Here is a 23,270-nt window from a genome sequence, read left to right as displayed (position 1 = left end):
CCTCACAGCCTCGGCAACGGACCGGGCGGCACCGAGGCCGGATTCGGGGCCGGCCGCACCACCTTCCACGTCGGATCCCACGGCGGCACGTCGTCGATCCGCTCCGCCACCTCGGCCGCGAGCTTTTGCACCGCGGCGTAGAAGTGCTCGTACTCCGTCGAACGGCTGTACGTCTCGTAGGGCAGTGGCTTGTTCCACGCCTTGAAGTTGTGCTGCTGCACCGCCTGGGCTTCCGGCGGGTAGTGCAGGCCGTCGGCGTAGGAGACGGGCAGAACCAGACCCTGCGGGTGATCGAGGGTGGTGTAGCCGAGGGTGCGGTGGCGATCGAGCATGCTCTCCCACTCGGCGAGGCACCACTCGGACCGGAAGTACGGCGGGGACAGCACCGCGATCATCACCTTCGACCGCAGCAGCGCCCGTTCGAGGTTGTCGGGCCACGAGACCCCGGTCTTCTGGCTCCAGTCCACGAAGATCCGGGGCTCGTCGGCCATCTCGTTGCCGAGCCACTCCTTCAGGGCACGGTGGAAGTGCTCCCGAACCCACACGTCACCGCCTCCGCGGCGGGTGTAGCTCAGGAAGACGTCGTACTCGTAGCCCACGCCCTCACATCGTGATCATCGACGGCGCCATTACGAGGCGTCACCCTTCTGGCGCAACGCCTCCAGCTCCGCGTCCGAGAACCCGTACGTCGTCACCACGGTCATCTTGCCGCGACTGACGACCAGCAGCCCCGGCCCCCACTCCGCCACCACGACGCCACGCTGGTTCTCCGACGAGAAGAACTGCGGACCGTCCACCCCCAGGTCGACCTCGGCGGGCCAGAACAGCGTCCGGCGCCGCTCGCCGGGGTGGAACTCGTGCGCGAACTTCAGCTGGTGCAGGAAGGTGATCCAGCCCTCGGTGATGTCGTCGTAGTAGTCGTCCCACTCGGGCGAGGTGCCCTTGGGCGCACGCGTCAGCACCACGCGCGTGCCCTCGGGCACGGGTGTGAGGGCGAACGTGTCGTGGCCGTGGACGACGAGCGTCGTGCCGTCCTCCTCGGCGTTCTCGAAGTAGATCTGCTCGATCTCGGCGTCGAGCTCCGGGATGTCCCAGCCGTGCCAGTGCCGCAGCCGCTCCCGGTCGCGGAACGACCGCCACACCTCGTCGACCGGCGCGGCCACGGTGATCTCGACCCGCACGCCCTCGTCACTCATCTGCGACTCCCGGATGACCCATGGCGACCACCCGGTACGGGCGGCCGGACTCGGTGTCGTGCTTCAACGCGATCTGCCGCACCGCTTCGGCCAGGTCGCTGGTGAACTCGTGGACGTCACCGGGTGCGCCGAAGCGGACCGTCGTCTCCACGGTGAAGGTGAGCAAGCGCTTTCCCGCGTCGGCGGCGGCACCGGCCATGCGCTCGACCTCCCGCGCGGTGCCCGCGGCCACCGACACCAGGTGCGTCGCCGCGAACTGGTCCTGCACGCCCGCGTCGACCTCGCGACCCGGCCGGGCGCGCAGGACCCGCTCGACGCAGCCGCGCCGCTGACGTTCCTCGACCAGCTCGACGAGCCCGGCCTGCTCCAGGGCCCTGACGTGGTAGTTCACCCGCTGCCGGGGCAGGTCGAGGGCGGCCGCGAGCTGGGTCGCCGAGGCGGGCGAGTTCAGCAGCTCGAGCAGCGACCGGCGCAACGGGGACAGCTCCACGCGCAGCACGGTTCCATTTGACAAAATGATTTGTCAATACCGGAACGCGACCGGGAACAGGTAAGTTCGTTGACGGTTGCGACACGCCGCCCCCACCCTGTGACCCGTGAGAACCCCCCTGCTGGTGGCAGCGTTGGCAGCAGCGGCGATCGTTCCCGTGTGGACGGTCGCGGCGCAGGCCGACGTCGTGCCCGGAACCGCTTATCAAGTGACGAACGTCGGCAGCGGCAAGTGCGTGGAGTCGCTGGGATCGGCCAACGGCGCGCAGCTCCGCCAACAAGGATGCTCCGGTCAGACCTGGAAGTTCACGGCCACGAGCGACGGCTACTACACCGTCGGCGAGGGCTCGGTGTGGGACGTGTCGAACGTGTCCGCCGAGGACAACGCGGCGATCCACCTGTGGCAGTCCTTCACCGCGAACAACCAGCAGTGGCGCCCCGAGCAGGTGGGCACCGACACCTACCGGTTCGTGAGCAGGCACAGCGGCAAGTGCCTCGACGTGCCCGCCGCGACCACCAACGACGTGCAGCTGGTCCAGTACACCTGCAACGGGACCGCCGCGCAGTCGTTCAAGCTGAGCACGGCCACGCAGAACCCCGGCCAGCCGGACTTCGGCCCGAACGTGCTGGTCTTCGACCCGTCGATGCCCGCCGCCACCATCCAGGCGCGGCTGAACGACGTGTTCCGGCAGCAGGAGCAGGGCCAGTACGACGCCCGCCGCTACGCGATCATGTTCAAGCCGGGCAACTACAACGTCGACGTCAACATCGGCTTCTTCACCCAGGTGCTCGGCCTGGGCATGCTGCCGGACGGCGTCACGATCAACGGCCAGGTGCACGTCGAGGCCGACTGGTTCCAGGGCAACGCGACGCACAACTTCTGGCGCGGCGCGGAGAACCTCGCGATCCGGCCGCCGAGCGGCACCAACACGTGGGCGGTCTCGCAGGCTTCGGCGATGCGTCGCACGAAGACCTACGGCAACATGCAACTGGACGACAACGGCTGGTCGAGCGGCGGTTTCCTGGCCGACTCCGTGGTGACGGGCCAGGTGCGTTCGGGGTCGCAGCAGCAGTGGCTCTCGCGCAACACCGAGTGGGGCTCGTGGACCGGTGAGAACTGGAACATGGTGTTCGTCGGAGCCCGCAACGCCCCGCAGAACACGTTCCCGGAGCCGCCGTACACGACCGTCGCGCAGACGCCCGTGGTGCGGGAGAAGCCGTTCCTCAACGTCGACGGCGGCGGCAACTACAACGTCTTCGTCCCGGCGCTGCGCTCGAACTCCAGCGGCACCACGTGGGCGTCGGGCGCGCAGCAGGGCACGAACATCCCGCTGTCGCAGTTCTACATCGCGAAGCCGGGCACCAGTGCGGCGACGATGAACGCGCAGCTCGCGGCGGGCAAGCACCTGCTGCTCACGCCGGGCATCCACCAGGTGAGCGAGCCGATCCGCGTCACCCGCCCGGACACCGTCGTGATGGGCCTCGGTCTCGCGACCGTCATGCCCACCAACGGGAACCTGGCGCTCGACGTGGCCGACGTGGACGGCGTGAAGATCGCCGGCCTGCTGGTCGACGCGGCCCCGGCCAACTCGTCGTTGCTGATCCAGGTCGGCGCGCCGGGCAGCAACGCCGGCCACTCCGCCAACCCGACGTCGCTGCACGACGTGTACGTGCGCATCGGCGGATCGGCCGTCGGGCGGGCCACGACCTCGCTGGTGGTCAACAGCCACAACGTGATCGGCGACCACCTCTGGCTCTGGCGCGGCGACCACTCCTACGGCGTGGGCTGGGACGTCAACACCGCGGACACCGGCCTGGTCGTGAACGGCAACAACGTGACGATGTACGGGCTTTTCGTCGAGCACTACCAGAAGTACCAGACCATCTGGAACGGCCAGGGCGGCCGGACGTACTTCTACCAGAACGAGATGCCGTACGAGGCGCCCAACCAGGCGGCGTGGATGAACGGCTCGACGCGCGGCTACGCGGCGTACAAGGTCTCCAACAACGTCACGACGCACGAGGCGTGGGGGCTGGGCAGCTACATCTTCGCCAACGCCAACCCCGCCGTGGTCGCCGACCGGGCGTTCGAGGTGCCCAACACACCGGGCGTCAAGTTCCACAGCATGGTGACGATCTCGTTGGGCGGCAAGGGAACCATCGAGCGCATCATCAACAACTCGGGCGGGCGGGTGACCAACGGGTCGACCGAGGCCTACCTCGCCAATTACCCGTGATGACGCACTGAGGTAAAACCACTGCGTCCCCGTGCTCCGGTCTCCTAGACTGGAGCATGGGGATGTTCACCGAGCAGTTGCGGCTCATCGCCGCCTTGAACCCGACCTACAACGCCCTGACCACCGTGTTCGACGTCCCGGACGAGGTCAGCGGCCCGCTCGCCGGCGTCGTGTTCTCCGTCAAGGCCAACATCGACGTCGCGGGCGCCGCCACGACGCACGGCCTGAAGTCGTTGACCGGCAACGTGAAGGCGTCCGACGCACCGGTCGTCGCCCGGCTGCGCGCCGCCGGGGCCACGCCGATCGGGCACGCGAACATGCCGACCTTGAACGCCCGCGGCATGCACACCCGCAGCGAACTGGCCGGGGACACCGTCAACCCGTGGGACGCGGCGAAGTCACCGGGCGGGAGCTCCGGCGGTGACGCGGTCGCGGTGGCGACGGGCATGGTGCGCTTCGGGATCGGCAACGACGGCGGCGGGTCGCTGCGGTTGCCGGCGTTCCTCAACGGCGTCTGCGCGCTGAAGCCCGGCCACGGCCGCTATCCGCAGGGCGCGACCTACGGGCAGCCCGATCCCTCGTTCCCCACCCAGGTCATGACGGTCGAGGGCCCGATCGCCCGCACCGTCGCCGACCTGCGGATGGTGCACGACGTGCTGTGCGGCCCCGATCCGGCCGACCCCCGCGTGGTCCCGGTGCCCGCGCGGGGCGCTCCGGTGCCGAGGATCGCCGGGTTCGTGCCGGGTGACCCGGTGGTCGAGGCGGCGGCGCGGCGGCTGGCGGACGCCGGGTACGAGGTCGAACCGGTGACCCTGCCCAGGGTGCGGGAGGCGGAGGAGCTGGCCACGCGGATGGCCGCCACGCCGATCTCGCTCGGCTACGAGCGGTTCGCCGCGTTCGCGGGCGAGGAGGTCGCGCACTACGCCCGCCTGCTGCTGGAGGTGCGTCCCCCGCTGGACCTGGCCGGGTTCCTCGAGCTGACCAGCACGCGGCTGGCCATCCAGCGGGAGTGGGCGCGGGTGCTCGACCGCCACCCGGTCGTCGTCGGGCCGGTGTCGGCCGTTGCGTCGTTCGAACCGGACGAGGAGCGCCGCGGTCCCGGCGAGCTCGCCCGGTACTTCGAGGCGCTGCGGCTGTGCGAGGCGAGCAGCTTCGTCGGCGTGCCGGCGGTCGCGGTGCCGACGGGGTTGCGCGCCGGCCTGCCGACCGGCGTCCAGGTGATCTCCCGGATGTTCCGGGAGGACCTGGCCCTGGACGCGGCGGAGGTCCTGGAGGTCGTGCTCAGCCCAGCCGCTTCGGCCGGTTGATCTTCATCTCGTCCATGTCGGTCACCTTGGCCTTGAGGCCCTTGAAGTCGACGCCGAGCGCGTCGAGCGCGGTGGACGCGCGCCGCAACCCGGCCTCGTCCGGCTTCTCGGCCGCGGTCAGGACCACCCGGTAGCTGAAGAAGTCGAGCTTCTCGTCGTAGGTCAGCGCTCCCTCCTCGCTGAACCCGGCGTCGCGCAGGAAGTCGAACCCGGCGAGGCGGTCGGTCAGCGCCGCGCGCTGCTCGGCGGTCAGGTCGGCGAAGCGGCCGCGGACGAGTACTCGGTAGGTGTGTTCAGCCACGAGCGGAGATGGTCCCCGACCGCACGCCGACCTGGCGAGCGATTTCCCCCGTGCGGAAGAATCGCGCCCCATGAACGCACAAGAGCTGGTCGCGCGGATCCGGGCCGAGCTGCACCCCGGCGAGCACGACAACCTCGTGGTCAAGCTGATCGAGACGGGCGAGGCGCCGCGCGGGGTGATCGCCACGTTCGCGGCCGAGGAGCACCACATCGTGTCGTCGGACTGGCGGACGTTCCTCGCGCTCGCGGCGAAGGCGGAGGAGCCGAACGCGCGTGCGTTCTTCACGCTGCTGGCGGGCGGCGAGGAGCTCGTGCTGCCGATGCTGCAGCCGCTGGCCGAGGCCGCCGGCATGTCCGCGAAGGACTTCCAGGACCACGAGCCGTTCCCCGGCTGCCAGTCCTACCCCGCCTACCAGGCGTGGATGGCCCTCAACGGCGAGTCCACGGACGTGATCCTCGCGATCCTGGCGAACTTCACCGCGTGGGGCGGCTACTGCGCGCGGATGGCCAAGGGGCTGCGCGAGCACTACGGGTTCGGCGACGAGGCGTGCGGGTTCGTCGACTTCTTCGCCACCCCCGCGCCGCAGCTGGAGGAGCAGGCGCTCGCGGCGGTGCAGGCGGCGCTGGACCGCGGCTGGCAGCCGAAGCACGCGTGGCGCTACGGCCGCCTGCTGCAGGCCTACGAGCTGGAGTTCTGGTCCACGCTGGCGTGACGGGTGCGGGGGCGGCCCGGCGAGCCGCCCCCGCGACCGCTATCGGGGCAGATAAGCCCTGTGCGCCTTGGAGAACTCGTAGTTGTTGTACTTGTCCCAGTTGATCGACCACGTCATGAGACCGCGCAGGTTCGGGTACACGCCCTTCGGCTTGTAGCTGCCGCAGCGCGAGCCCTTCGTCAGGCAGTCCAGCGCGGTCTGGACGTCCGCGACCGACGTGAACCCGTTGCCCGCGTACATCGCGGCGGGCAGGCCGATCGCGACCTGTTCCTGCTTGAGCGGTGCGAAGAACTTCGAGGCGTCGCCGCGCACCGGGAACCCGGCGAGCAGCATGTCGGTCATCGCCACGTGGAAGTCCGCGCCGCCCATGGTGTGGTACTGGTTGTCCAGGCCCATCACGGGTCCGGAGTTGTAGTCCTGCACGTGCAGCAGCGTCAGGTCGTTGCGCATCGCCTCGATCACCGGCAGGTACGCGCCGGTGCGCGAGTCACCGCCGCCGGCACCGCCGTAGAACTGGTAGCCGACCTGCACGAAGAACGTCTCCGGCGCCATCGTCAGCACGAAGCCCGCGCCGTACTTCGCCTTCAGCGACCGCAGCGCCGAGATCAGGTTCACAACCACGGGCGTGGTCGGGTTCTTGAAGTCGACGTCCTCGGCGTTCAACGACAGCGAGTGGCCCTCGAAGTCGACGTCGAGGCCGTTCAGGCCGTACCTGTCGATGATCGACGACACCGAGCGCACGAACGCGTCGCGCGCCGCCGTGGTCTCCAGCCGGACTTGGCCGTTCTGGCCGCCGATGGAGATGTTGACCTTCTTGCCCTTCTGCTGCTGGGCCCGGATGCCGGCGATGAACTCGGCCTCCGACTCGACGTTCGGGCACTCCGCGACCGGGCACTGGGCGAACCGCAGGTCACCGGACGTGGCGCTGGTGGGCTCGGCGAACGACAGGTTGATGACGTCCCACTCGTCCGGCACGTCCTTCATGCGGATGTAGCCGGAGCCGTTGGCGAAGCTCGCGTGCAGGTAGCCGACGAGGACCTTGCGCGGCAACGAACCCGTGGGAGGCGGGCCGGTCGTCGTGGTGGTCGTTGTCGTCGTGGTCGTCGTCGTAGTGGTGGTCGTCGTGGTCGTCGTCGGTGAGGTGCCCCCACCGGTGCAGGCCGCGCCGTTGATCCGGCAGTTCGCCGGGTCGGCGGTGCCGGAGGCGTTGAAGCCGAACGACACGCTGGCACCCGGCGCGATCGAGCCGTTGTACTCGCGGTTGGCGAACGTGTTGTGGTTGCCGCTCTTGGTGAGCAGCGAGTCCCAGTAGGCGCCGACGGAGGTCGACGCCGGGTAGTCGAACTCGAGCTTCCACGAGCCGATGGCCGCGCTGGTCTCGTTCTTGATCGTGACCGTCGCGGTGTACCCGGTGTCCCAGGACTGCTTGGCGAACGTCGCCGTGACTCCGGCGGCGCTGGCAGGGGCGAGGCCGACGATCACGGTGCCGAGCACCAGTGCGGCCACCGCGGATATTCGAGCGAACAACAGCATGGCTGCTCCATCCCACGCTTGGCGGCCGGCAGGGGGTCCTACCCCGAATTGGACTAGACCATCTACCCGTTAGTCAAGGTTCTAGACTGGGCGGCCGTGCCCCACGCCCGTGCCGCCGACGGAACCCGCCTCTTCTACTCGATCGAGGGTTCCGGCCCGCCGCTGCTGCTGATCGCGGGCCAGTCGAACCCCTCCCGCTGGTGGTCACAGGTCCGGCCCGAGTTCTCGCGGTCGTTCACCACGATCGTCACCGACCACCGCGGAACCGGTTCCAGCGACAAGCCGGACGTCCCCTACAGCACGCGGCTGTTCGCGTCGGACTGCGTCGCGATCCTCGACGACGCCGGCATCGCGCAGGCCCACGTCTACGGCACGTCGATGGGCGGGCGGATCGCGCAGTGGATCGCGGCCGCGCACCCCGAGCGCCTCGACCGGCTCGTGCTGGGCTGCACCTCCCCCGGCGGCCCGCACGCCGTCGAACGCAGCGCGGAGGTGCGCAAGTCGCTGGCGCAAGTCGACCCGATGAAGGCCCGCAGGGCGCTCGAAGCGCTGATGTACACACCGGCGTACAAGGGGCCGTTCAACACGCTCGGCGATCCGGACATGCCGCCCCACGCGCGCAAGCGCCACCTGTTCGCGAGCGGCGAGCACGACGCGTGGGACGTGCTGCCGTCGATCACCGCACCGACTCTGGTCGTGCACGGCACGGACGACATCTTCAACCCCACGGCCAACGCCCCGCTCATCACCGAACGGATCCCCGGCGCGCGCATGCACCTCATCGAGGGCGCCCGGCACGGCTACTTCGAGGAGTTCCGCGCCGTGGCGACTCCCCTGGTGGCGGACTTCCTCAGCTCGTGACCCACCGAAGGCCGCGCATCAGCGCGTGGCCCGCGAACCGCACGCCGGTGGCCTCCGCCACCGGCAGGTACGGCAGCCGCAGCGGCATCCGCGCCCACACCGGCAGCGAAGCGACGGCGGTGGCGCTCAGCACCGCGTACGGCCCGCGCGCGACCAGCGGCAGAGGCGCCTTGAGCAGCAGGAACCGTGCCGCCTCGCGGGCCTCGGGCGTGCCGCGCAGCTCCGGCCGGTAGGAGTTCAGCCGCGCTTCGAGCTCCGCCGTCGTGCGCGGCGGGTCCGGGATGCCCATCGCCTCGGCGACCACGGCCATGTCGGCCACGTACCCGTCGTAGTCGTCGAGCGGCTGCTCGCCGTAGCGCTGGTGGCAGCGCAGGAAGCTGTCGACCTCGGCCACGTGCACCCAGGCCAGCAGGTGCGGGTCCGAGGCGCGGTACCGGCGGCCGTCGGGCGCGGCGCCGTGGATGTGCTCGTGGACGCGCGCCAGCCGTTCGATCGCCTGGTGCGCGTGCTCGGCCGTGCCGTAGGTGGTGGTGCCGACGAACAGGCTCGTGCGCTGCAACCGGCCCCACGGGTCCGTGCGGTAGTCGGAGTGCTGGGCGACCGCCGCCATCGCGAGCGGGTGCAACGACTGCAGCAGCAACGCCCGCAGACCGCCGATGAACATGGCGTGGTCGGCGTGGACGTGCCGGATCGGCCGGTCGTCGGCGAACAGTCGCTCGCCGGGCGTCTCGTGGATCCGGCGCGCGTGCCTGGCCCGATCGGGGCCGATGACCCGGGTGAACAGACCCTCGCTGAGCTGACGTCGCAGTGCCTCCAGCATCACTCCATCATGCGCGCCGGAGGCCGATGCCGGGTAACGGGAGCCGGCGGCCCGGTGCGGTGAACGCCCCGTCGTCCTCCGGCGCGGGTCCCGCGCGGGCGCAGCAGCAGGTGACGGCGCGCCGCGCGTAGAGGTGCGCCAGGAGCACGTCAGACGTGCTGTCGGCGGAGCTGCGGCACGACGCAGCCGCCCGGCATGTCGCTGATGCCGACCCGACCCCGGTGTCGTCGATGAGCCGGCACTCCAACGGTCTCAGGAGACCTGCACGGCCTGATCGGCTTCGAGCCTCCCGTCGCGCAGCCACCACTTCGTGAGCGAGGCGCCGGACGGGCAGCAGTTCGCGTCACTCGGCCGGTACCAGGCCTCCTTGACGGTGATCACGCCCTTCTCAAACCGGGGATCGGCCAGCACCGGCACGTGCACCAGGCCGTCGCGTTCGATCGTGGCAGCGATCTCCCCCACCAGTTCGAGCTTCCCAACCGCCGACCGCACGACCACGAACCCGAACGCGAGCTCGCTCGACGACGTGCCACCGCCGTTGTCGCAACCGACGTCGAGCGCAGCCTCGTCGCGTCCATCGGCGTCGATGTCGCCGTAGCGCACGTAGTTCTCTGTGTTCAGCCACAGGGCGACCTCACCCCACTTCTTCGACGTGGCCTTCGCCTCCCCGCCCGAGAACCGCACGAGCTCCTCGACACCGCAGAACTCCGCCGGGAGCGTTACCCGCGACCAGTCCACCTGCCGCAGGTCGTCTGGCGCGTCGCCCAGCGGGGGCAGGCTGCGGGACGTGGGCGTGCTCGTGAGGGTGCCCACGCCGTCTGGCTCGGACACCTCGGTGATCTTCGGGCCGACGGAGGGCTCACCGCAGGCCGCCAGCAACAGCAGCAGGAGCGGAAGAAGACGTCTCACGGGAGTTTCCCTTCACGCACATGGCGGGTCGTAGGGAACGTCGGGGAGGTACTGCCGCCACACGGTTTCCGGGATGGCGGGCGAGTCCGCGCAGAGCTTCGCCAGCAACCTCGGCGAGTCGATGCTCCACACGGTGGTGCGGGTGCCGTCCGCCGCGCCGAGCAGCGCGCCGTCCGGGGAGAACGCGATCGCCGCCGCGTCGTAGAGCCGGCCGGAGCTCAGCAGGGTGACACCGAGCGGCCGTGCCGGGTCAGCGAACTCCCAGATCGTCACCTCGCCCGACGTGTCGGCACTGGCGAGCGTGTGGCCGTCCGGGTGCAACACCAGGTGCTGGACGCTGCCGAGGTGCGCGCCGACTCTCGCGACAGGGGTGCCGTCCACCCGCCACACAGCGATCGCACCGCTCTTCGTTCCGGCGACCACCACGTCGTCGCCGGGACCGAACAGCACGGCGTCGACCGGGTCGTCCTTCGTGTCGATCGCGAGGACCTGCTGCGGCCGACGGGGGTCGCCGACGTCCCAGAGCAACACCGACTCCCCGGTCGGGCCGGCTGCGACCACCCGGCGGCTGTCTGGGCTGAACGCGATGCCGTTGCGCGCGAACCCGGTTCCGGGCAGCACGGCAGTGCGTTCGGCCTCGTCGCCCCGGCGCTCCCACAGAGTGGCGCCGTCGCCGGCCGACGTCACGCCGACCAGCCGGCCATCCGGGCTGAACACCACACGCTCGGCGCGATCGACCTGTTTGACGGCCGGTGTGGCATCCGTGCCGGGGTCGACGAGCACGATGGGCAGCCCCATCGCCAGCCTGGCGCCGTCGGGGCTGAACGCGACGGGCTGCCGGACGACGTTGAAGGTGCGCAGCGTGCGGACGGTGCGCGGGTTCGCGGGGTCCACCAGGTCGTACACCACGGTCGGCCAGCCCGTCGCGAGCTGCCGATGGGCACCGAACGCCAACTCGTTGCCGCCCACGGGCAGCACCGAGAGCGCCGAGGACCGCGCCGCCGCGAGCACGTTCCAGAACCTCAGGACCGGCTGGTCCGGCGCCCCGTCCCGGCTCGCGGACACGAGCACCCGGGAGTCCGCCCGGAACGCGAGCGCGGCCACGGCGCCGATGTGACCGGTCAGCGCCGGGGTCGCCCTCGGCCGGACCGCGTCCGCGATGTCCCAGAGGCTGATCCTGCCGACGACGTCGCCGACCGCCAGCATCGTGCCGTCCGGCGAGAACGCGAGCGACCGGACGCGCTGGTCCGCGCCGGTGAGGACGCTGTAGAGCTCGCCGGTCGCCGTGTTCCACAGCTGCACGGCCTCACCGGCGGTGACCGCGAGCACCGAGCCTCGCGAGGCGAACCGCAGGCCGAGTACCTGCTCCGACCGAGTCGCGAACGTGCGGCGGCGAATCGGGACCGCGGAAACGTCCCACAGCTCGACGACGTCGCCCGCCCGGCTCAGCGCGACGGTCGTCCCGTCCGCGCTGATCGCCACCGGGCCGGTGCCCGTCGCCGACAGCACGCCGATCTCCCTGGGCGCCAGCGGCTCCGCGAGGTCTAGGAGCACCCTGTCCGCGACGAGGACCGGCTTGTCCCGCGCGAAGGCGAGCGAGCCGGCACCACCCTGCCGCACGTACCGCCGGGCGGGGTCGGCGATGTCGATCACCTGGACGGTGTCGTCGGTGCTGACGACGACGTGCTTGCCGTCCGGGTGGAGCGCCACGTCGAAACCCGGCACTCCCAGCGGGATCGACTTCCGCTCGGTGGTGCCGTCGTAGACCACGATCTCCTTCTCCCGGATCGCTGCGACCACCTCGCCGCTGGCTGCGGCGCTCAGCGCCCCGACGTTCTCGCCCGTCGGCACGACCCGCGGGATGGACGGGCTCTCCACCAGTGCGCCCAGCACCTCGGCGGTCGGTGACATCCGGTACGCCTGCGCGAGCAGTTGGCGCGCGATGCCCGGCCGCGAGTCGCGGATGGCCGTGGCCTGGGCGACGAGCTGACGCGACGTGGCGACGAGCGTCTGCTGCTGAGCCCGATCGCTCTGCTGGCCCGAACGCACCGCGAAGATCACCGAGGCGACGAGCAGCACCACCAGCACGGAGATCGTCACGGTGACGGTCCGCCTGGTGCGGCGGCGTTCGCGGATGTGGTGCCCGATCAGCTCGGGCTTCTCGACTCCGTCGAGCGGTGCCACGACGTCGGCCAGCACCGACTCCCACTGCGGGTTGCGCGCGTCCAGCTCGACGTCGCGCAGGCCGCGCAGGTCCACGCACCGCGGTTCGGGGATGCCGTGCAACGCCTCCGGCAACGCCGTGGTGCGGGCGGTGTCGAGAACCCCGTTGTCCCACACCGCCTCGCCGTCGGTGAGCACCACGAAAAGGCTGCGGCGGTCGCGGTTCTCCAGCCACCACGCCACTTCTTTCGCGACCCACCGCGACCGCGCGGACGCGGGTGAGGCGAGCAGCAGGAAGTGCTCGGCCCTGCCCAGGCCGTCGAGGATCGCGCCGGTGAGATCGGACTCGGCGGCCAGAACGGAGTTGTCGAGGAACACCCGCCGCGCCCGCGCCCGGTACCACGGCTTCGCGAACTTCTCGATGCCCTCCTGCAACGACGGACCGAGCTCGTGGTCCGTCGCGTGACTGTACGAGATGAACGCGGCGTAAGTCCGCGCATCCGCCATACGGCACCCCTCCGCTGTACGGGTGAACACCAGCTCGTAGCCCCAGAACGGGCCGCCTGGGGAGCGGCACCGTGGTAACACACGTTTGGTAGCGCACGATCACCGTTGTCGGAAGAGGGGAGAGACATCCGGATGGACGAAAAGCACCTGCCGGGCTTCTACCACGACGCGGAGGAGGTGGCCGGACGTGGACAGCGCCGCACGATGCTGTTCAGCCGGGTGCGGTTGATCGGCGCAGTGGGCGCAGCCGTGGGCGGTGCGTTCAAGTGGAAGATCGGTGGCGGCAACGTCGACATCTGGGCCTGGGTCGCCCTCGGTGGGTTCCTGATCGCCTTGTTCGGCGAGCTCTTGCTGTGGGTGATGCATCCGGAGCTGAAGTGGAACGCCGGCCGGACCGTGGCAGAACGCGTCAAGTCCTTGGCCTGGCGCTACGCGGTGGGGGGCGACCCGTTCTCCGGTACCGGCCAAGACCCCCGCAAGGACCTCGACCTCGCGATCGCCGACGCAGTGAAGGAGCACCGCAAGACGGTCTTGCTCACCACGACGAACGATCTGGGTGACCAGGCCCTGGCCGAACTCCGGACCAAGCCGTTCGCCGACCGGAAGACCGTCTACCGCGAACATCGCGTACAGCAGCAGTTGGGCTGGTACCGCGGCAAAGCAGCGATGAACGAGACGCGCGCGAACGTGTTCCGCGTTCTGCTGATCCTCGGTGAACTCGTGGCGATCGTGTTCGCGGTTCTCCGTCTGCTCGGAACGTGGGACGTCGACATGTCCGGTGTGATGGCGGCGGCGGTCGCAGCCGGTGCAGCGTGGATCGGTCTGCGGCAGTACGAGAACCTTCGCGTCGCGTACGCGACCGCGGCTGGAGAGCTCGCGGACATCTACCAGCGGCTCCCGTACGTCACCGAGGACGAGTGGCCTGCTGCGGTTGCCGAGACCGAGGCCGTCATCAGCAACGAACACACCGCGTGGATGGCGTCACGCCCGAGCGCGGCCTGACTCTGGAGAGCTTCGTGGAGAAGTCCGAACCACTGCGGGTCTTCGTGGCCATGCCGGGAGCGATGGTCGGCAAGCACGCGCACTGGACCGACACCCAGGAGATCAAGGACGATCTGTACGGAGACGTCAAGGTGATGCTCGAGCAACGGCTCGGACGTCGGGTGGAGATGCAGATCGAGAAGGACAGGCAGATGTCCGGTTCCATCCACCACTCCATGTACGGCGAGGCGCTGAACGCCCATGTCTACATAGCGGATCTCACCGGCGCCAACGCCAACGTCTACCTGGAGCTCGGAGCGAGGTGGGCGTTGCGCGACAACGTCACCATCTTGACCTGTCAGCATCCGACAGACCTGCGCTTCAACGCGGACACCTACCGCTTCGCGCAGTACGGGAAGGGCCCGAAGGAGCTGCGGTCAGCCAAAGAGCTGATAGTCAGCATGATTGTGAACGGCCTCGACGACCCCGACTACGTCGACAACCCCGTGCGCCTGGGGCGCGACCTCGTGGTGTTCTCCCGGGCAGAGAGGGAGAAACTGCGGCAGGAGATCTCACGGTTGGAGCACGCTCGCGGTGACGACCTCTTCAGGGAGGCGATGAGCGCTGAGGGAGATGACCGCATCGCCAAACTGCGATATCTGCTCACGATCAACGAGGCCCGGGCCGACGCACACGGAGAACTCGGCAGGACACTGCTCGCCAAGCGGCAGTTCGACGAGGCCATCCACCACCTCGACCGGGCCACGCGGTTGCAGCACGACTTCGCCGAGTGGTGGCGTGCGCTCGGCGTCGCCCAGAGCCGCAAGGGCGACTACACCGCTGCGGTGAACGCCCTGAGCGAGGCGGTCAGACTCAACCCGGCGGACGCGGACGCGTACTCGAGTCTGGGCGGCGCGCACCGCAGGATCGCACGTGAGTCCGGTGACCGGGCCGAACTGGTCAAGGCGAGGGAGTGTTACCGCAAGGCGGGTGACATCAAGGACGACGACCTCTATTCGCTCGCCAACCTCGCCCGGCTCGACGTCCTGCTGGCGGACGGCCAGGAAGAACAGACGAAAGCGCTGCACAGCTTTCGCAAACTCCACACGCTCGCGACATGGCAGACCGAGGACAAGCATGCCCCGTGGGCGTGGCTCGACCGCGCGGAGACCTCGGCGTTCCGCGGGGAGGTCGACGCGGCGCTGCATGCGCTGCGCACCGGCCTGGAACAACTTCCGGAGTCGGAAAGAGCCGGTACAGCGGAAGTAGCGGTAGGACCGCTGCAGGACACTGTCGCCGTGGCATGGCTGAACTCGTCGATCACCGACACGCTGCAGGCGATGCTCGACGAGTACAAGACGTACCTCTAGGTCTGGCGCCCGTCAGCCCAGCGCCTCGACCACCCTCGTCACCATCGTCCGCTCCGCCACCGCCACCTCGCCGTCCGCCCCGGCCACCGACCGGCACATCTCCGTCACCGCGGCGCGGAAGATCGGCACGTCGCGCGGCTCGCGGGCGGTGATGATGTCCACCGAGGAGCGCAGTGCCGCGAGGACGCCCTCCTCCACGTCGGTCGCGGAGCCCTTCGGCAGGGTGGGCGGTGCGGCGTCGATGACGGCGCGCAGGTCGTCCGAGAGCAGGGTCATGGCCCTGATGCCGGCGTGGCTCTCCTCGTCGACGGCGCCGGGGTCCGCTGTGGACACCAGCACCATGGCACCGAAAACGGCCGTGCGGAGGGTCTGCCCCTCCACCTCCGTGTACGCAGTCATGGGCGCAAGCCTATGCAACGATCAGTGGCTATGAGTGCGGGTCAGGTGCTCGGCGCCAACATCAGGGCGTTCCGGGAGCAGCGCGGGTTGTCCCTGTCGGAGCTCGCGCGGCGGTCGTCCATCGCCAAGGGCACGCTGTCCCAGCTGGAGAGCGGGTCGGGCAACCCGACCATCGAGACGGTGTTCAGTTTGTCGAACGCTTTGGACGTGCCGGTGTCCGAGCTCGTGACCGAGCGGACGCCGCCGGACGTCGTGCTGGTGCGGTCGGCGGACGTCGAGGTGCTCTCCAGCAACGCCGTCGACCTGCGGCTCATGCGGCGGATGGACATCGGCGACACCGTGCTGGAGATCTACGACCAGCGGGTGCGGCCCGGCGCCACGCAGACCACCGAAGGTCATCCCGGCAGGGAGCACGTGCTGGTCACGAGCGGCCGGCTGCGGGTCGGGCCGCCGGACAAACCGTACGAGCTCGGGCCCGGCGACTACGTGTGCTTCCCCGGATCGCGCCCCCACCTCTACGAGACGGTCGGCGATGAGGTCAGCTCGGTACTGGTGCTGGAGTATCCGAAGCACTAACGTTCATTCTATTGAACGGAGGTGACGATGCAGCCGGACGTCGTGGTCGTGGGCGCGGGCATCATCGGGGCCGCGTGCGCCCAGGCGCTCCAGGCGCGCGGGCTGCGCGTGCTCGTCGTCGACCGCCGGGGCCCCGCGTCGGGCACCAGCGCGGCCGGCGAGGGCAACGTGCTGGTCAGCGACAAGGGGCCGGGCCCGGAGCTCGAACTCGCGCGAGCGAGCCGTGCGCTGTGGCCGGACCTGGCCGGGGACGCCGAGTGGGAGGAGAAGGGCGGGCTGGTCGTCGCCACGACTCCCGAGGCCGCCGCACCGCTGCGCGCGTTCGCCGCGGGCCAGCGGGCCGCGGGCGTCGACGCGTGCGAGATCACCGCCGAGGACGCGCTGGCCTGCGAGCAGCACCTCAGCCCCGGCGTCTCCGCCGCCGTCCGCTACCCCCAGGACGCGCAGCTCAACCCGGTCAAGGCCACCCGCGCCCTGCTGCGCGGCATCGAGGTCCGCCGCGCCGAGGTGTCCGCGGCGGACGGCCGCAGCGTCACGACGGCCGACGGCGTGATCAGCTGCGGCGCCGTCGTCAACGCCGCCGGTCCGTGGGCGGGCGGCTTCGGCGTCAACGTGCTGCCCCGCCGCGGCGTCGTGCTGGTCACCACCCCGATCCCCGGCCGGATCCGGCACAAGGTCTACGACGCGGACTACGTCGGCGCGGTCGCGAGCGGCGACGCCGACCTGCAGACGTCCGGCGTGGTCGAGTCGACGCAGGCCGGCACGGTGCTGATCGGGTCGAGCCGGCAGCGCAAGGGCTTCGACGACGCGATCGAGTCCGAGGTGCTGAAAGCGCTGGCACGGCGGGCCATCGCGCTCTTCCCGATGCTCGCGGCGGTGCCCGTCATGCGCGCGTACGGCGGTTTCCGCCCGTACGCGCCGGACCACCTGCCGATCATCGGCGAGGACCCGCGCACCCCCGGCCTCTGGCACGCGACCGGTCACGAGGGCGCGGGCGTGGGCCTGGCGCCGGCGACCGGCCGCCTGCTCGCCCAGCTGTTCACCGGCGAGACCCCGCTCGTCGATCCCCACCCGTTCCGGGTCGACCGTCCGGAGGTGATGGTGTGCAGGTGACGTTCAACGGCGAGCCGCGCGAGGCCGCCCACGTCGCGGAGCTGCTGCCCGGCAGGTTCTTCTGCGGCATCGGCGTGTGCTTCGGCTGCGTCGCGGAGATCAACGGCGTGCCCGAGGTCCGCGCGTGCCGCCACCCGCTGCGCGACGGCGACGACATCAGGACGACGCCATGAGGGTCGTCGTGGTGGGCGCGGGACCGGCCGGGATGGCCGCCGCCAGGACCGCCGCCGACGCGGGCGCCGAGGTCGTGCTGGTCGACTCCGAGCCCGAGGCGGGCGGCCAGTACCTGCGCGGCCGGGCGAGGTTCGCGCACCCCGGCGTGACCCACCTGAAGAACACCGAGGCCTGGCTGGTCGAGGGGACCACGCTGCACCTGCGCGGACCGCGGCAGCTGCGCTTCGACTCGCTGGTCGTCGCCACCGGCGCCTACGACCGGCCGCTGCCCTTCCCCGGCTGGGACGGCCCCGGCGTGATCACCGCGGGAGCCGCCCAGGCCCTCGCCAAGCAGGGCGTCACCCTCGCCGAACGCGTCGTCGTCACCGGCACCGGCCCGTTCCTGCTGCCCGTCGCCACCGCGTTGCAGGACCTCGGCGCCACGCTCGTCGGCGTCTACGAGGCGTCCTCGCCGACCAGGTGGCTGCGCGAGGCGAAGGCGGTCGCCGCCAACCGCCACAAGATCGGCGAGCTCGCGCGCTACCGGAAGGTGTTGCGCCACCTGGAGACCCGGACCGCCGTGATCGCCAAGCAGGGCGACCGCGTCACGGTCGCGAAGCTCGACGACGAGTGGCGACCGGTCAGCCGCCGCACCGTGCACGCCGACCTGGTGTGCGTCGGCTACGGCTTCCTCCCGCGCACCGACCTCGTGCCGGAAGCACTGCGCACCGACGACTTCCTCGACGTCGACGAGCACCAGCAGACGTCGGTCGCCGGCGTCTACGCGGCCGGCGAGGTCACCGGCATCGGCGGCGCGGACCTCGCGGAGGCCGAGGGCGTCGTCGCCGGAGCCGCCGCGGCGCACCGGGAACCGCCGCGCGAGGCGCTCGAAGCCGTGCGCCGGGGCCGGTTGTTCGCCGCCGCGCTGGGCCGCGCCCACGAGGTGCGGCCGGGCTGGAAGACGTGGCTGGAACCCCGCACCACGGTGTGCCGCTGCGAGAAGGTCGCGCTCGAGGACCTCACCGACGCCACCACCCTGCGCGAGCTGAAGCTCTCCAGCCGGGTCGCGCTGGGCCGGTGCCAGGGCCGCATCTGCGGCCGCAACGCCAGCGAGCTGACCGGCGTCCCGTTCGACGACCAGCGCCGCGTCATCGCGGTCCCGATCCCCCTCGGCGAACTCGCCGACCTCCCGGAGGAGAAGTCATGACCGAACGCCTCGACGGCGTCATCGTCGCCACCGCGCTCCCCTACGCCGAAGACCCGAAGGCGCCGGCGGGACTGCGCCCGGACCTCGACAAGTTCGCCGAGCACTGCCGGTGGGTCGTCGAGAACGGCTGCCGCGGCGTCGGCCCGAACGGGTCGCTGGGCGAGTACTCCTCGCTCACCGACGCCGAACGCCGCGAGGTCGCCCGGACGGCGATCGCCGCGGTGAAGGGCAAGGGCATCGCGGTCATCGGCGTGCACGGCGTCGGCGCGCACCAGGCCCGCCACTGGGCCGAGGCCGCCGCCGAGGACGGCGCGGACGGCGTGCTGTGCCTGCCGCCCACGATGTACCGGGCCAACCGCGGCGAGGTCGTGCACCACTTCCGCGAGGTCGCAAAGGCCGGGCTGCCGATCATGGTCTACAACAACCCGATCGATACCAAGGTCGACCTCACGCCGGACCTGCTCGCCGAGCTCGGCCAGATCGAGAACGTGGTGGCGGTGAAGGAGTTCTCGGGCGACGTGCGGCGCGTGCTGGAGATCCGCGCGGCCGCCCCGCACCTCACCGTCGTGGCGGGCGCGGACGACGTCGTGCTGGAAAGCCTGCTGATGGGCGCGACGGGCTGGTTCGCGGGCTACCCCAACGTGTTCCCCGCCGAGAGCGTCGAGCTGTTCACCCTGGCCCTCAACGGCGAGCTGGAGAAGGCGCGCGCCCTGTACGAGAAGCTCGTGCCCGCGTTCCGCTGGGACTCGCGCACCGAGTTCGTGCAGGCCATCAAGCGGTCCATGGACTTCGTCGGCCGCTACGGCGGCCCGTGCCGTCCCCCGCGCGGCCCGCTGAGCGCCGAGCAGCTCGCCCAGGTCGACGCCGACATGAAGCTGGCGACGTCGTGAGGTTCGCCAAGTACTACAGCGCCGTCGACTCGCACACCGAGGGCATGCCGACCCGCGTGATCACCGGCGGCGTCGGGGTGATCCCCGGCGAGACCATGGCCGAGAAGCGGCTCAACTTCATCGAGAACCACGACCACATCAGGAAGTTCCTCGTCAACGAGCCGCGCGGGCACGCGGCGATGAGCGGCGCGATCTTGCAGCCCTCCACCCGCCGGGACGCCGACTGGGGCGTACTGTTCATCGAGGTCTCCGGCCTGCTGCCGATGTGCGGCCACGGCACGATGGGCGTCGCGACGGTGCTGGTGGAGACCGGCATGGTCGAGGTCACCGAACCCGTCACGACCGTGCGGCTCGACACCCCGGCCGGGCTGGTCCTCGCCGACTACGACACCCGCACGAAGCTCGTGACGATCCGCAACGTGCCGGCGTACGCGCACGAGCTGGACGCGGTCGTCGACGTGCCGGGGCTCGGCGAGGTCCGCTACGACATGGCCTACGGCGGCAACTTCTACGCGATCCTGCCGCTGGAGCAGCTCGGCATCCCCTTCGACCGCGCGGAGAAGGACCGGATCCTCGCCGCCGGACTGTCCATCATGGACCGGATCAACGAGGTGAACCGGCCCGTGCACCCGGTGGACGCGGCGATCGGCGGGTGCAAGCACGTCCAGTTCACCGCACCCGGCCAGGACGGCGCCCAGTCGCGCAACGCGATGGCGATCCACCCCGGCTGGTTCGACCGCTCCCCCTGCGGCACGGGCACCTGCGCGCGGATGGCCCAGCTGCACGCCCGCGGCGAGCTGGCCATCGGCGCGGACTTCGTGAACGAGTCGTTCATCGGCACCCGGTTCATCGGCCGGCTGCTCGAGGAGGTGCCGCTGGACGACCGCACGGCGGTGGTGCCGACCGTGGCGGGGCGTGCCTGGATCACCGGCATGGGCCAGTACCTGCTCGACGCGACCGACCCGTTCCCGGAGGGGTTCGTCCTGTAGGGGCCGCAGGCGGGCGGATCCGTTCGTCGGCCGGGTTCGGCGTGGTGCGTTTCCGTTACCTCCGAAAACCTCCCGGAACGGCAGCGCGGCGGTTAGCGTGCGCTGGTGCAGTTGCCGTGGAGAGCCGCGCCCGGGGCGGCGTTGTCCAGCCCGCTCACCCTGGTGGTGAGCATCGCGACGACGCTGCTGCTGGGCTTCGTCGTGGCCGCGGCCGTGCTGCACTCCTCCTCCGCGGGCAGCGCCGCTCTCGCGTACCAGGAAAGCCGCATGTGCACGCAGTCCGTGCACCCGTCCCTCGACGGCGAGGGCCTGCCGTTGGCCGACGCCGTGCCGATGGCGGCGAAGGGTGACCTGGGCGCCGTCTACACGCGGATCGGCCGCCCCGACTTCAACGGCCTCGCGACCTACGGCCGGTTCGGCTACCGCCCGGACGCCACGGCGCACCTGACCGCCGTCCAGGGCGGCGGCACCGGCCTGTGGGTGCCGCAGACCATCGCCACCGCGGCGAAGGTGCGCGTGGGCGACCGGCTGACCGGGTCACCGCTGACCGTGAGCGCCATCTACGCCGACCTCGCGCACCCCGTCCCGGACTGGTGGTGCTCCGAGGTGAAGACCGCCGTGCCGAACCCGCTGGGCGGCGACGGCGACAGCACGTCGGTGATCTGGGTGCACCAGCCCTCGGACCTCGGTGCGCTGCCGCCGGAGTTCTCGTCGGGCGCCTCGGTGTCGCTGCGCTTCCCCACCGCGCCGCCCGCGACGCTCGCCGACGCCGAAGCCCTGCGGGACAGGGGCAACGCGCTCGTGGCGTCGCTCGGGCTGCCGCTGACGCGCACGGACCTGGTGTCCGGCGCCATCACCGCCGCCAGGACCTCCGAGCGCAACGTCTCGTCCGCCCTGCTGCCGCTGGTGCTCATCAGCGTGCTGGTCGGGCTCGCGGGCGTCGGCACGGTCACCGTGCAGTGGGCGCAGCGGCGGCACTCCGAGCTGCGGCTGCTGTGGGTGCGCGGGGCGGGTCCGCTGGCACTCGGCCTGCGCGGCGTGCTGGAGCTGGGCCTCCCGCTGATCGCCGGCGGGCTGCTCGGCCTGCTCGCCGCGCGCCTCCTGCTCCCGCTCTACGCACCGGGAACCGCCCTGGCGCCGGGAGCGCTCTGGGTGTCATTCGGAGTCGTGCTGGCCGTGGTGGCCGCGTCGCTGGCGGTGACCGTGCTCGTCGCGGCGTGGCGGACGCACCGGACGTTCCAGCGCCGTGCGCGCTCGTGGCGGCTCGCGCTGGTGCCGTGGGAGCTGGTGGTCGCGGGCCTGGCCGTCCTGGCCTGGATGCGCCTGTCCCGCCACGGGCTGGGCACCACCCTCAAGGCCGCTGAACTGCCGCGGATCGACGTGGCCGCGCTGACGTTCCCGCTGCTCGTGGTGCTCGCCGCCGCACTGCTCGCGACCCGGCTGCTGCGCTGGACGCTGGCGTGGTCGCACCGCGTGCAGTGGTGGCGGGTCCCGGCCGCCCAGCTGGCCCTGCGCCGGCTCGCGGCGGCCGTGGGACCCGTGACAGGTGTGCTGCTGGTCGGCGTGCTGGCGGTCGGCACGATCGCCGTGGGCAGCTCGGTCGCGGGCGCGCAGCGGTCGGCGCTCGACTCGAAGTCGGGCGTGTTCGTCGGCGCCACCAGCACCGTCCAGGTGTCGCAGGACATCGCGCTCGGCCGCGTCGCCCTGCCGGAACGGCTGCGGGGCACCACGACCCTGGTCGGGGTGAGCACGGGCGCGCTGGTCGTGGACCCGGCGACGTTCACCGACGCCGCCGTGCTGGACGACCCCGCCGAGGTCCGCGCGCTCCTGTCCGGACTGCGCCGCACCGGCGGCACCGCGCCCGCCCTGCGCATCGGCCGCGCGGCGAACCAGGAGATCCAGATCCCCGGCCTGCCGCTGCTGAAGCCGGTGGCGTCGCTGCCGTCGTTCCCGAAGCTCGGCACGCGCGGCTACGTGCTCTCCCGCGACGCGGTGCCCGCGGCCGAGCAGGTCGGCTCGTGGCACCTGTGGTCGTCGCTGCCCCTGTCGACGCTGACGTCCTCGCTGCAGACCGCCGGCATCCACTACACCAACGTTGCCGAGCGCGCCCGCGTGCTGGACGGCCTGCCGTTCCTGACCGTCGAGTGGACCTTCGGCTTCGTGACGGCGATCGGGGTCGTGCTGGCCGTGGTGGCCGCCGTGGCGCTGCTGCTGGCGATCGAGGTCCGCCGCCGCCAGAACGCCGTCTCCGGCGCGCTGTCGACCCGCATGGGCATGCGCCCGTCCGTGCTGTGGTCCAGCCACCTGCTGGAGGTGGGGGCGCTGGCGGCCCTGGCGCTGCTGGTGGGCGCGCTGGCGTCGTTCGTGAGCGCCGGGGTGGCCGTGCCGCGCCTGGACCCCGCGCCGTGGCTGAACCCGGCGCCGTCGCTGCCCGATCCGGCGCCGCTGGTGGGCACGATGGTGCTGGGCGGTCTGGTGGTCGTGGCCGCGGCCGCGTGGCTTGCGTTGCGCGGCATCCGCACCGCGCGGATGGGAGAGCTGCTCAGGTGATCCGGGC

General features: G+C 71.1%; 22 protein-coding genes. 13 read left to right on the top strand and 9 right to left on the bottom strand.

Annotated features, from left to right (window positions below; genetic code table 11):
* Nucleotides 1-2: 2 nt before the first annotated feature.
* Genes ACFWGZ_RS08525 through ACFWGZ_RS08515 form a run of 3 tightly spaced genes read right to left on the bottom strand, consistent with a single transcriptional unit; the run spans nt 3 to nt 1,695 of the window.
* On the bottom strand, nt 3-599 hold the full coding sequence (locus ACFWGZ_RS08525; RefSeq protein ID WP_382450834.1) for a TIR domain-containing protein: 597 nt from the start codon (nt 597-599) through the stop codon (nt 3-5).
* A 30-nt stretch (nt 600-629) separates the two neighbouring features.
* Nucleotides 630-1,196, bottom strand: coding sequence for an SRPBCC domain-containing protein (locus ACFWGZ_RS08520; protein ID WP_382450833.1), 567 nt, complete (start codon nt 1,194-1,196; stop codon nt 630-632).
* Nucleotides 1,189-1,695, bottom strand: a complete 507-nt coding sequence (locus ACFWGZ_RS08515; protein WP_382450832.1) for a helix-turn-helix domain-containing protein — start codon at nt 1,693-1,695, stop codon at nt 1,189-1,191. Before ACFWGZ_RS08515 ends, ACFWGZ_RS08520 begins: the two co-directional genes overlap by 8 nt.
* 97 nt (nt 1,696-1,792) lie before the next feature.
* Between ACFWGZ_RS08515 and ACFWGZ_RS08510 the strand changes: the two genes are divergently transcribed.
* Together ACFWGZ_RS08510 and ACFWGZ_RS08505 are read left to right on the top strand one after the other, a co-directional pair.
* Nucleotides 1,793-3,922 (top strand): RICIN domain-containing protein, encoded by a 2,130-nt coding sequence (locus ACFWGZ_RS08510; RefSeq protein WP_382450831.1) that lies wholly within the window; start codon nt 1,793-1,795, stop codon nt 3,920-3,922.
* A 62-nt stretch (nt 3,923-3,984) separates the two neighbouring features.
* Nucleotides 3,985-5,229 (top strand): amidase family protein, encoded by a 1,245-nt coding sequence (locus ACFWGZ_RS08505; protein WP_382450830.1) that lies wholly within the window; start codon nt 3,985-3,987, stop codon nt 5,227-5,229.
* On the opposite strand, the gene ACFWGZ_RS08500 is transcribed toward ACFWGZ_RS08505, so the two are convergent.
* Nucleotides 5,204-5,530, bottom strand: a complete 327-nt coding sequence (locus ACFWGZ_RS08500) for a DUF6204 family protein (RefSeq protein WP_382450829.1) — start codon at nt 5,528-5,530, stop codon at nt 5,204-5,206. The genes ACFWGZ_RS08505 and ACFWGZ_RS08500 overlap by 26 nt on opposite strands.
* A gap of 70 nt (nt 5,531-5,600) precedes the next feature.
* On the opposite strand from ACFWGZ_RS08500, the gene ACFWGZ_RS08495 reads away from it, so the two are divergent.
* Complete coding sequence (locus tag ACFWGZ_RS08495) at nt 5,601-6,242, top strand: transcriptional regulator (RefSeq protein ID WP_382450828.1); 642 nt, start codon at nt 5,601-5,603, stop codon at nt 6,240-6,242.
* A gap of 39 nt (nt 6,243-6,281) precedes the next feature.
* On the opposite strand, the gene ACFWGZ_RS08490 is transcribed toward ACFWGZ_RS08495, so the two are convergent.
* Complete coding sequence (locus tag ACFWGZ_RS08490) at nt 6,282-7,775, bottom strand: chitinase (protein WP_382450827.1); 1,494 nt, start codon at nt 7,773-7,775, stop codon at nt 6,282-6,284.
* 96 nt (nt 7,776-7,871) lie between these two features.
* On the opposite strand from ACFWGZ_RS08490, the gene ACFWGZ_RS08485 reads away from it, so the two are divergent.
* On the top strand, nt 7,872-8,636 hold the full coding sequence (locus ACFWGZ_RS08485) for an alpha/beta fold hydrolase (protein ID WP_382450826.1): 765 nt from the start codon (nt 7,872-7,874) through the stop codon (nt 8,634-8,636).
* Here ACFWGZ_RS08485 and ACFWGZ_RS08480 read toward each other — a convergent pair.
* The 3 genes from ACFWGZ_RS08480 to ACFWGZ_RS08470 form a co-directional block, all read right to left on the bottom strand.
* On the bottom strand, nt 8,626-9,456 hold the full coding sequence (locus ACFWGZ_RS08480) for an oxygenase MpaB family protein (RefSeq protein ID WP_382450825.1): 831 nt from the start codon (nt 9,454-9,456) through the stop codon (nt 8,626-8,628). The genes ACFWGZ_RS08485 and ACFWGZ_RS08480 overlap by 11 nt on opposite strands.
* A 252-nt stretch (nt 9,457-9,708) precedes the next feature.
* Nucleotides 9,709-10,365: a hypothetical protein gene (locus ACFWGZ_RS08475; protein ID WP_382450824.1), complete on the bottom strand. Its 657-nt coding sequence runs from the start codon at nt 10,363-10,365 to the stop codon at nt 9,709-9,711.
* 12 nt (nt 10,366-10,377) lie between these two features.
* Entirely contained in the window at nt 10,378-13,035 is a 2,658-nt protein-coding gene (locus ACFWGZ_RS08470) for a hypothetical protein (protein WP_382450823.1), read from the bottom strand.
* A 105-nt stretch (nt 13,036-13,140) separates the two neighbouring features.
* Here ACFWGZ_RS08470 and ACFWGZ_RS08465 point away from each other — a divergent pair, with 105 nt between their 5' ends.
* Nucleotides 13,141-14,037: a DUF4231 domain-containing protein gene (locus ACFWGZ_RS08465; protein ID WP_382450822.1), complete on the top strand. Its 897-nt coding sequence runs from the start codon at nt 13,141-13,143 to the stop codon at nt 14,035-14,037.
* The gene (locus ACFWGZ_RS08460) at nt 14,007-15,386 is read left to right on the top strand and encodes a tetratricopeptide repeat protein (protein WP_382450821.1); all 1,380 of its coding nucleotides are present in this window, start codon (nt 14,007-14,009) and stop codon (nt 15,384-15,386) included. Before ACFWGZ_RS08465 ends, ACFWGZ_RS08460 begins: the two co-directional genes overlap by 31 nt.
* Before the next feature lie 12 nt (nt 15,387-15,398).
* Here the strand turns inward: ACFWGZ_RS08460 and ACFWGZ_RS08455 are convergent, their stop codons facing one another.
* Nucleotides 15,399-15,785 (bottom strand): hypothetical protein, encoded by a 387-nt coding sequence (locus ACFWGZ_RS08455; RefSeq protein ID WP_382450820.1) that lies wholly within the window; start codon nt 15,783-15,785, stop codon nt 15,399-15,401.
* Nucleotides 15,786-15,815: 30 nt separating this feature from the next.
* Between ACFWGZ_RS08455 and ACFWGZ_RS08450 the strand changes: the two genes are divergently transcribed.
* The 7 genes from ACFWGZ_RS08450 (at nt 15,816) to ACFWGZ_RS08420 (ending at nt 23,263) form a co-directional block, all read left to right on the top strand.
* Nucleotides 15,816-16,361: a helix-turn-helix domain-containing protein gene (locus tag ACFWGZ_RS08450; protein WP_382450819.1), complete on the top strand. Its 546-nt coding sequence runs from the start codon at nt 15,816-15,818 to the stop codon at nt 16,359-16,361.
* 27 nt (nt 16,362-16,388) lie between these two features.
* Complete coding sequence (locus ACFWGZ_RS08445; RefSeq protein ID WP_382450844.1) at nt 16,389-17,474, top strand: NAD(P)/FAD-dependent oxidoreductase; 1,086 nt, start codon at nt 16,389-16,391, stop codon at nt 17,472-17,474.
* Nucleotides 17,471-17,647, top strand: a complete 177-nt coding sequence (locus ACFWGZ_RS08440; RefSeq protein ID WP_382450818.1) for a 2Fe-2S iron-sulfur cluster-binding protein — start codon at nt 17,471-17,473, stop codon at nt 17,645-17,647. Before ACFWGZ_RS08445 ends, ACFWGZ_RS08440 begins: the two co-directional genes overlap by 4 nt.
* Complete coding sequence (locus ACFWGZ_RS08435) at nt 17,644-18,834, top strand: FAD-dependent oxidoreductase (protein ID WP_382450817.1); 1,191 nt, start codon at nt 17,644-17,646, stop codon at nt 18,832-18,834. Before ACFWGZ_RS08440 ends, ACFWGZ_RS08435 begins: the two co-directional genes overlap by 4 nt.
* The gene (locus ACFWGZ_RS08430) at nt 18,831-19,724 is read left to right on the top strand and encodes a dihydrodipicolinate synthase family protein (RefSeq protein WP_382450816.1); all 894 of its coding nucleotides are present in this window, start codon (nt 18,831-18,833) and stop codon (nt 19,722-19,724) included. Before ACFWGZ_RS08435 ends, ACFWGZ_RS08430 begins: the two co-directional genes overlap by 4 nt.
* Nucleotides 19,721-20,713: a proline racemase family protein gene (locus ACFWGZ_RS08425; protein WP_382450815.1), complete on the top strand. Its 993-nt coding sequence runs from the start codon at nt 19,721-19,723 to the stop codon at nt 20,711-20,713. The genes ACFWGZ_RS08430 and ACFWGZ_RS08425 overlap by 4 nt, the downstream gene beginning before the upstream one ends.
* A gap of 105 nt (nt 20,714-20,818) precedes the next feature.
* Nucleotides 20,819-23,263, top strand: coding sequence for an ABC transporter permease (locus tag ACFWGZ_RS08420; protein WP_382450814.1), 2,445 nt, complete (start codon nt 20,819-20,821; stop codon nt 23,261-23,263).
* Nucleotides 23,264-23,270 lie beyond the last annotated feature (7 nt).

Source organism: Lentzea sp. NPDC060358, from assembly GCF_042725365.1.
Classification (GTDB): domain Bacteria; phylum Actinomycetota; class Actinomycetes; order Mycobacteriales; family Pseudonocardiaceae; genus Lentzea.
Note: the sequence above shows the minus strand (reverse complement) of the source record. Positions and strands in the feature narration are given on the sequence as shown.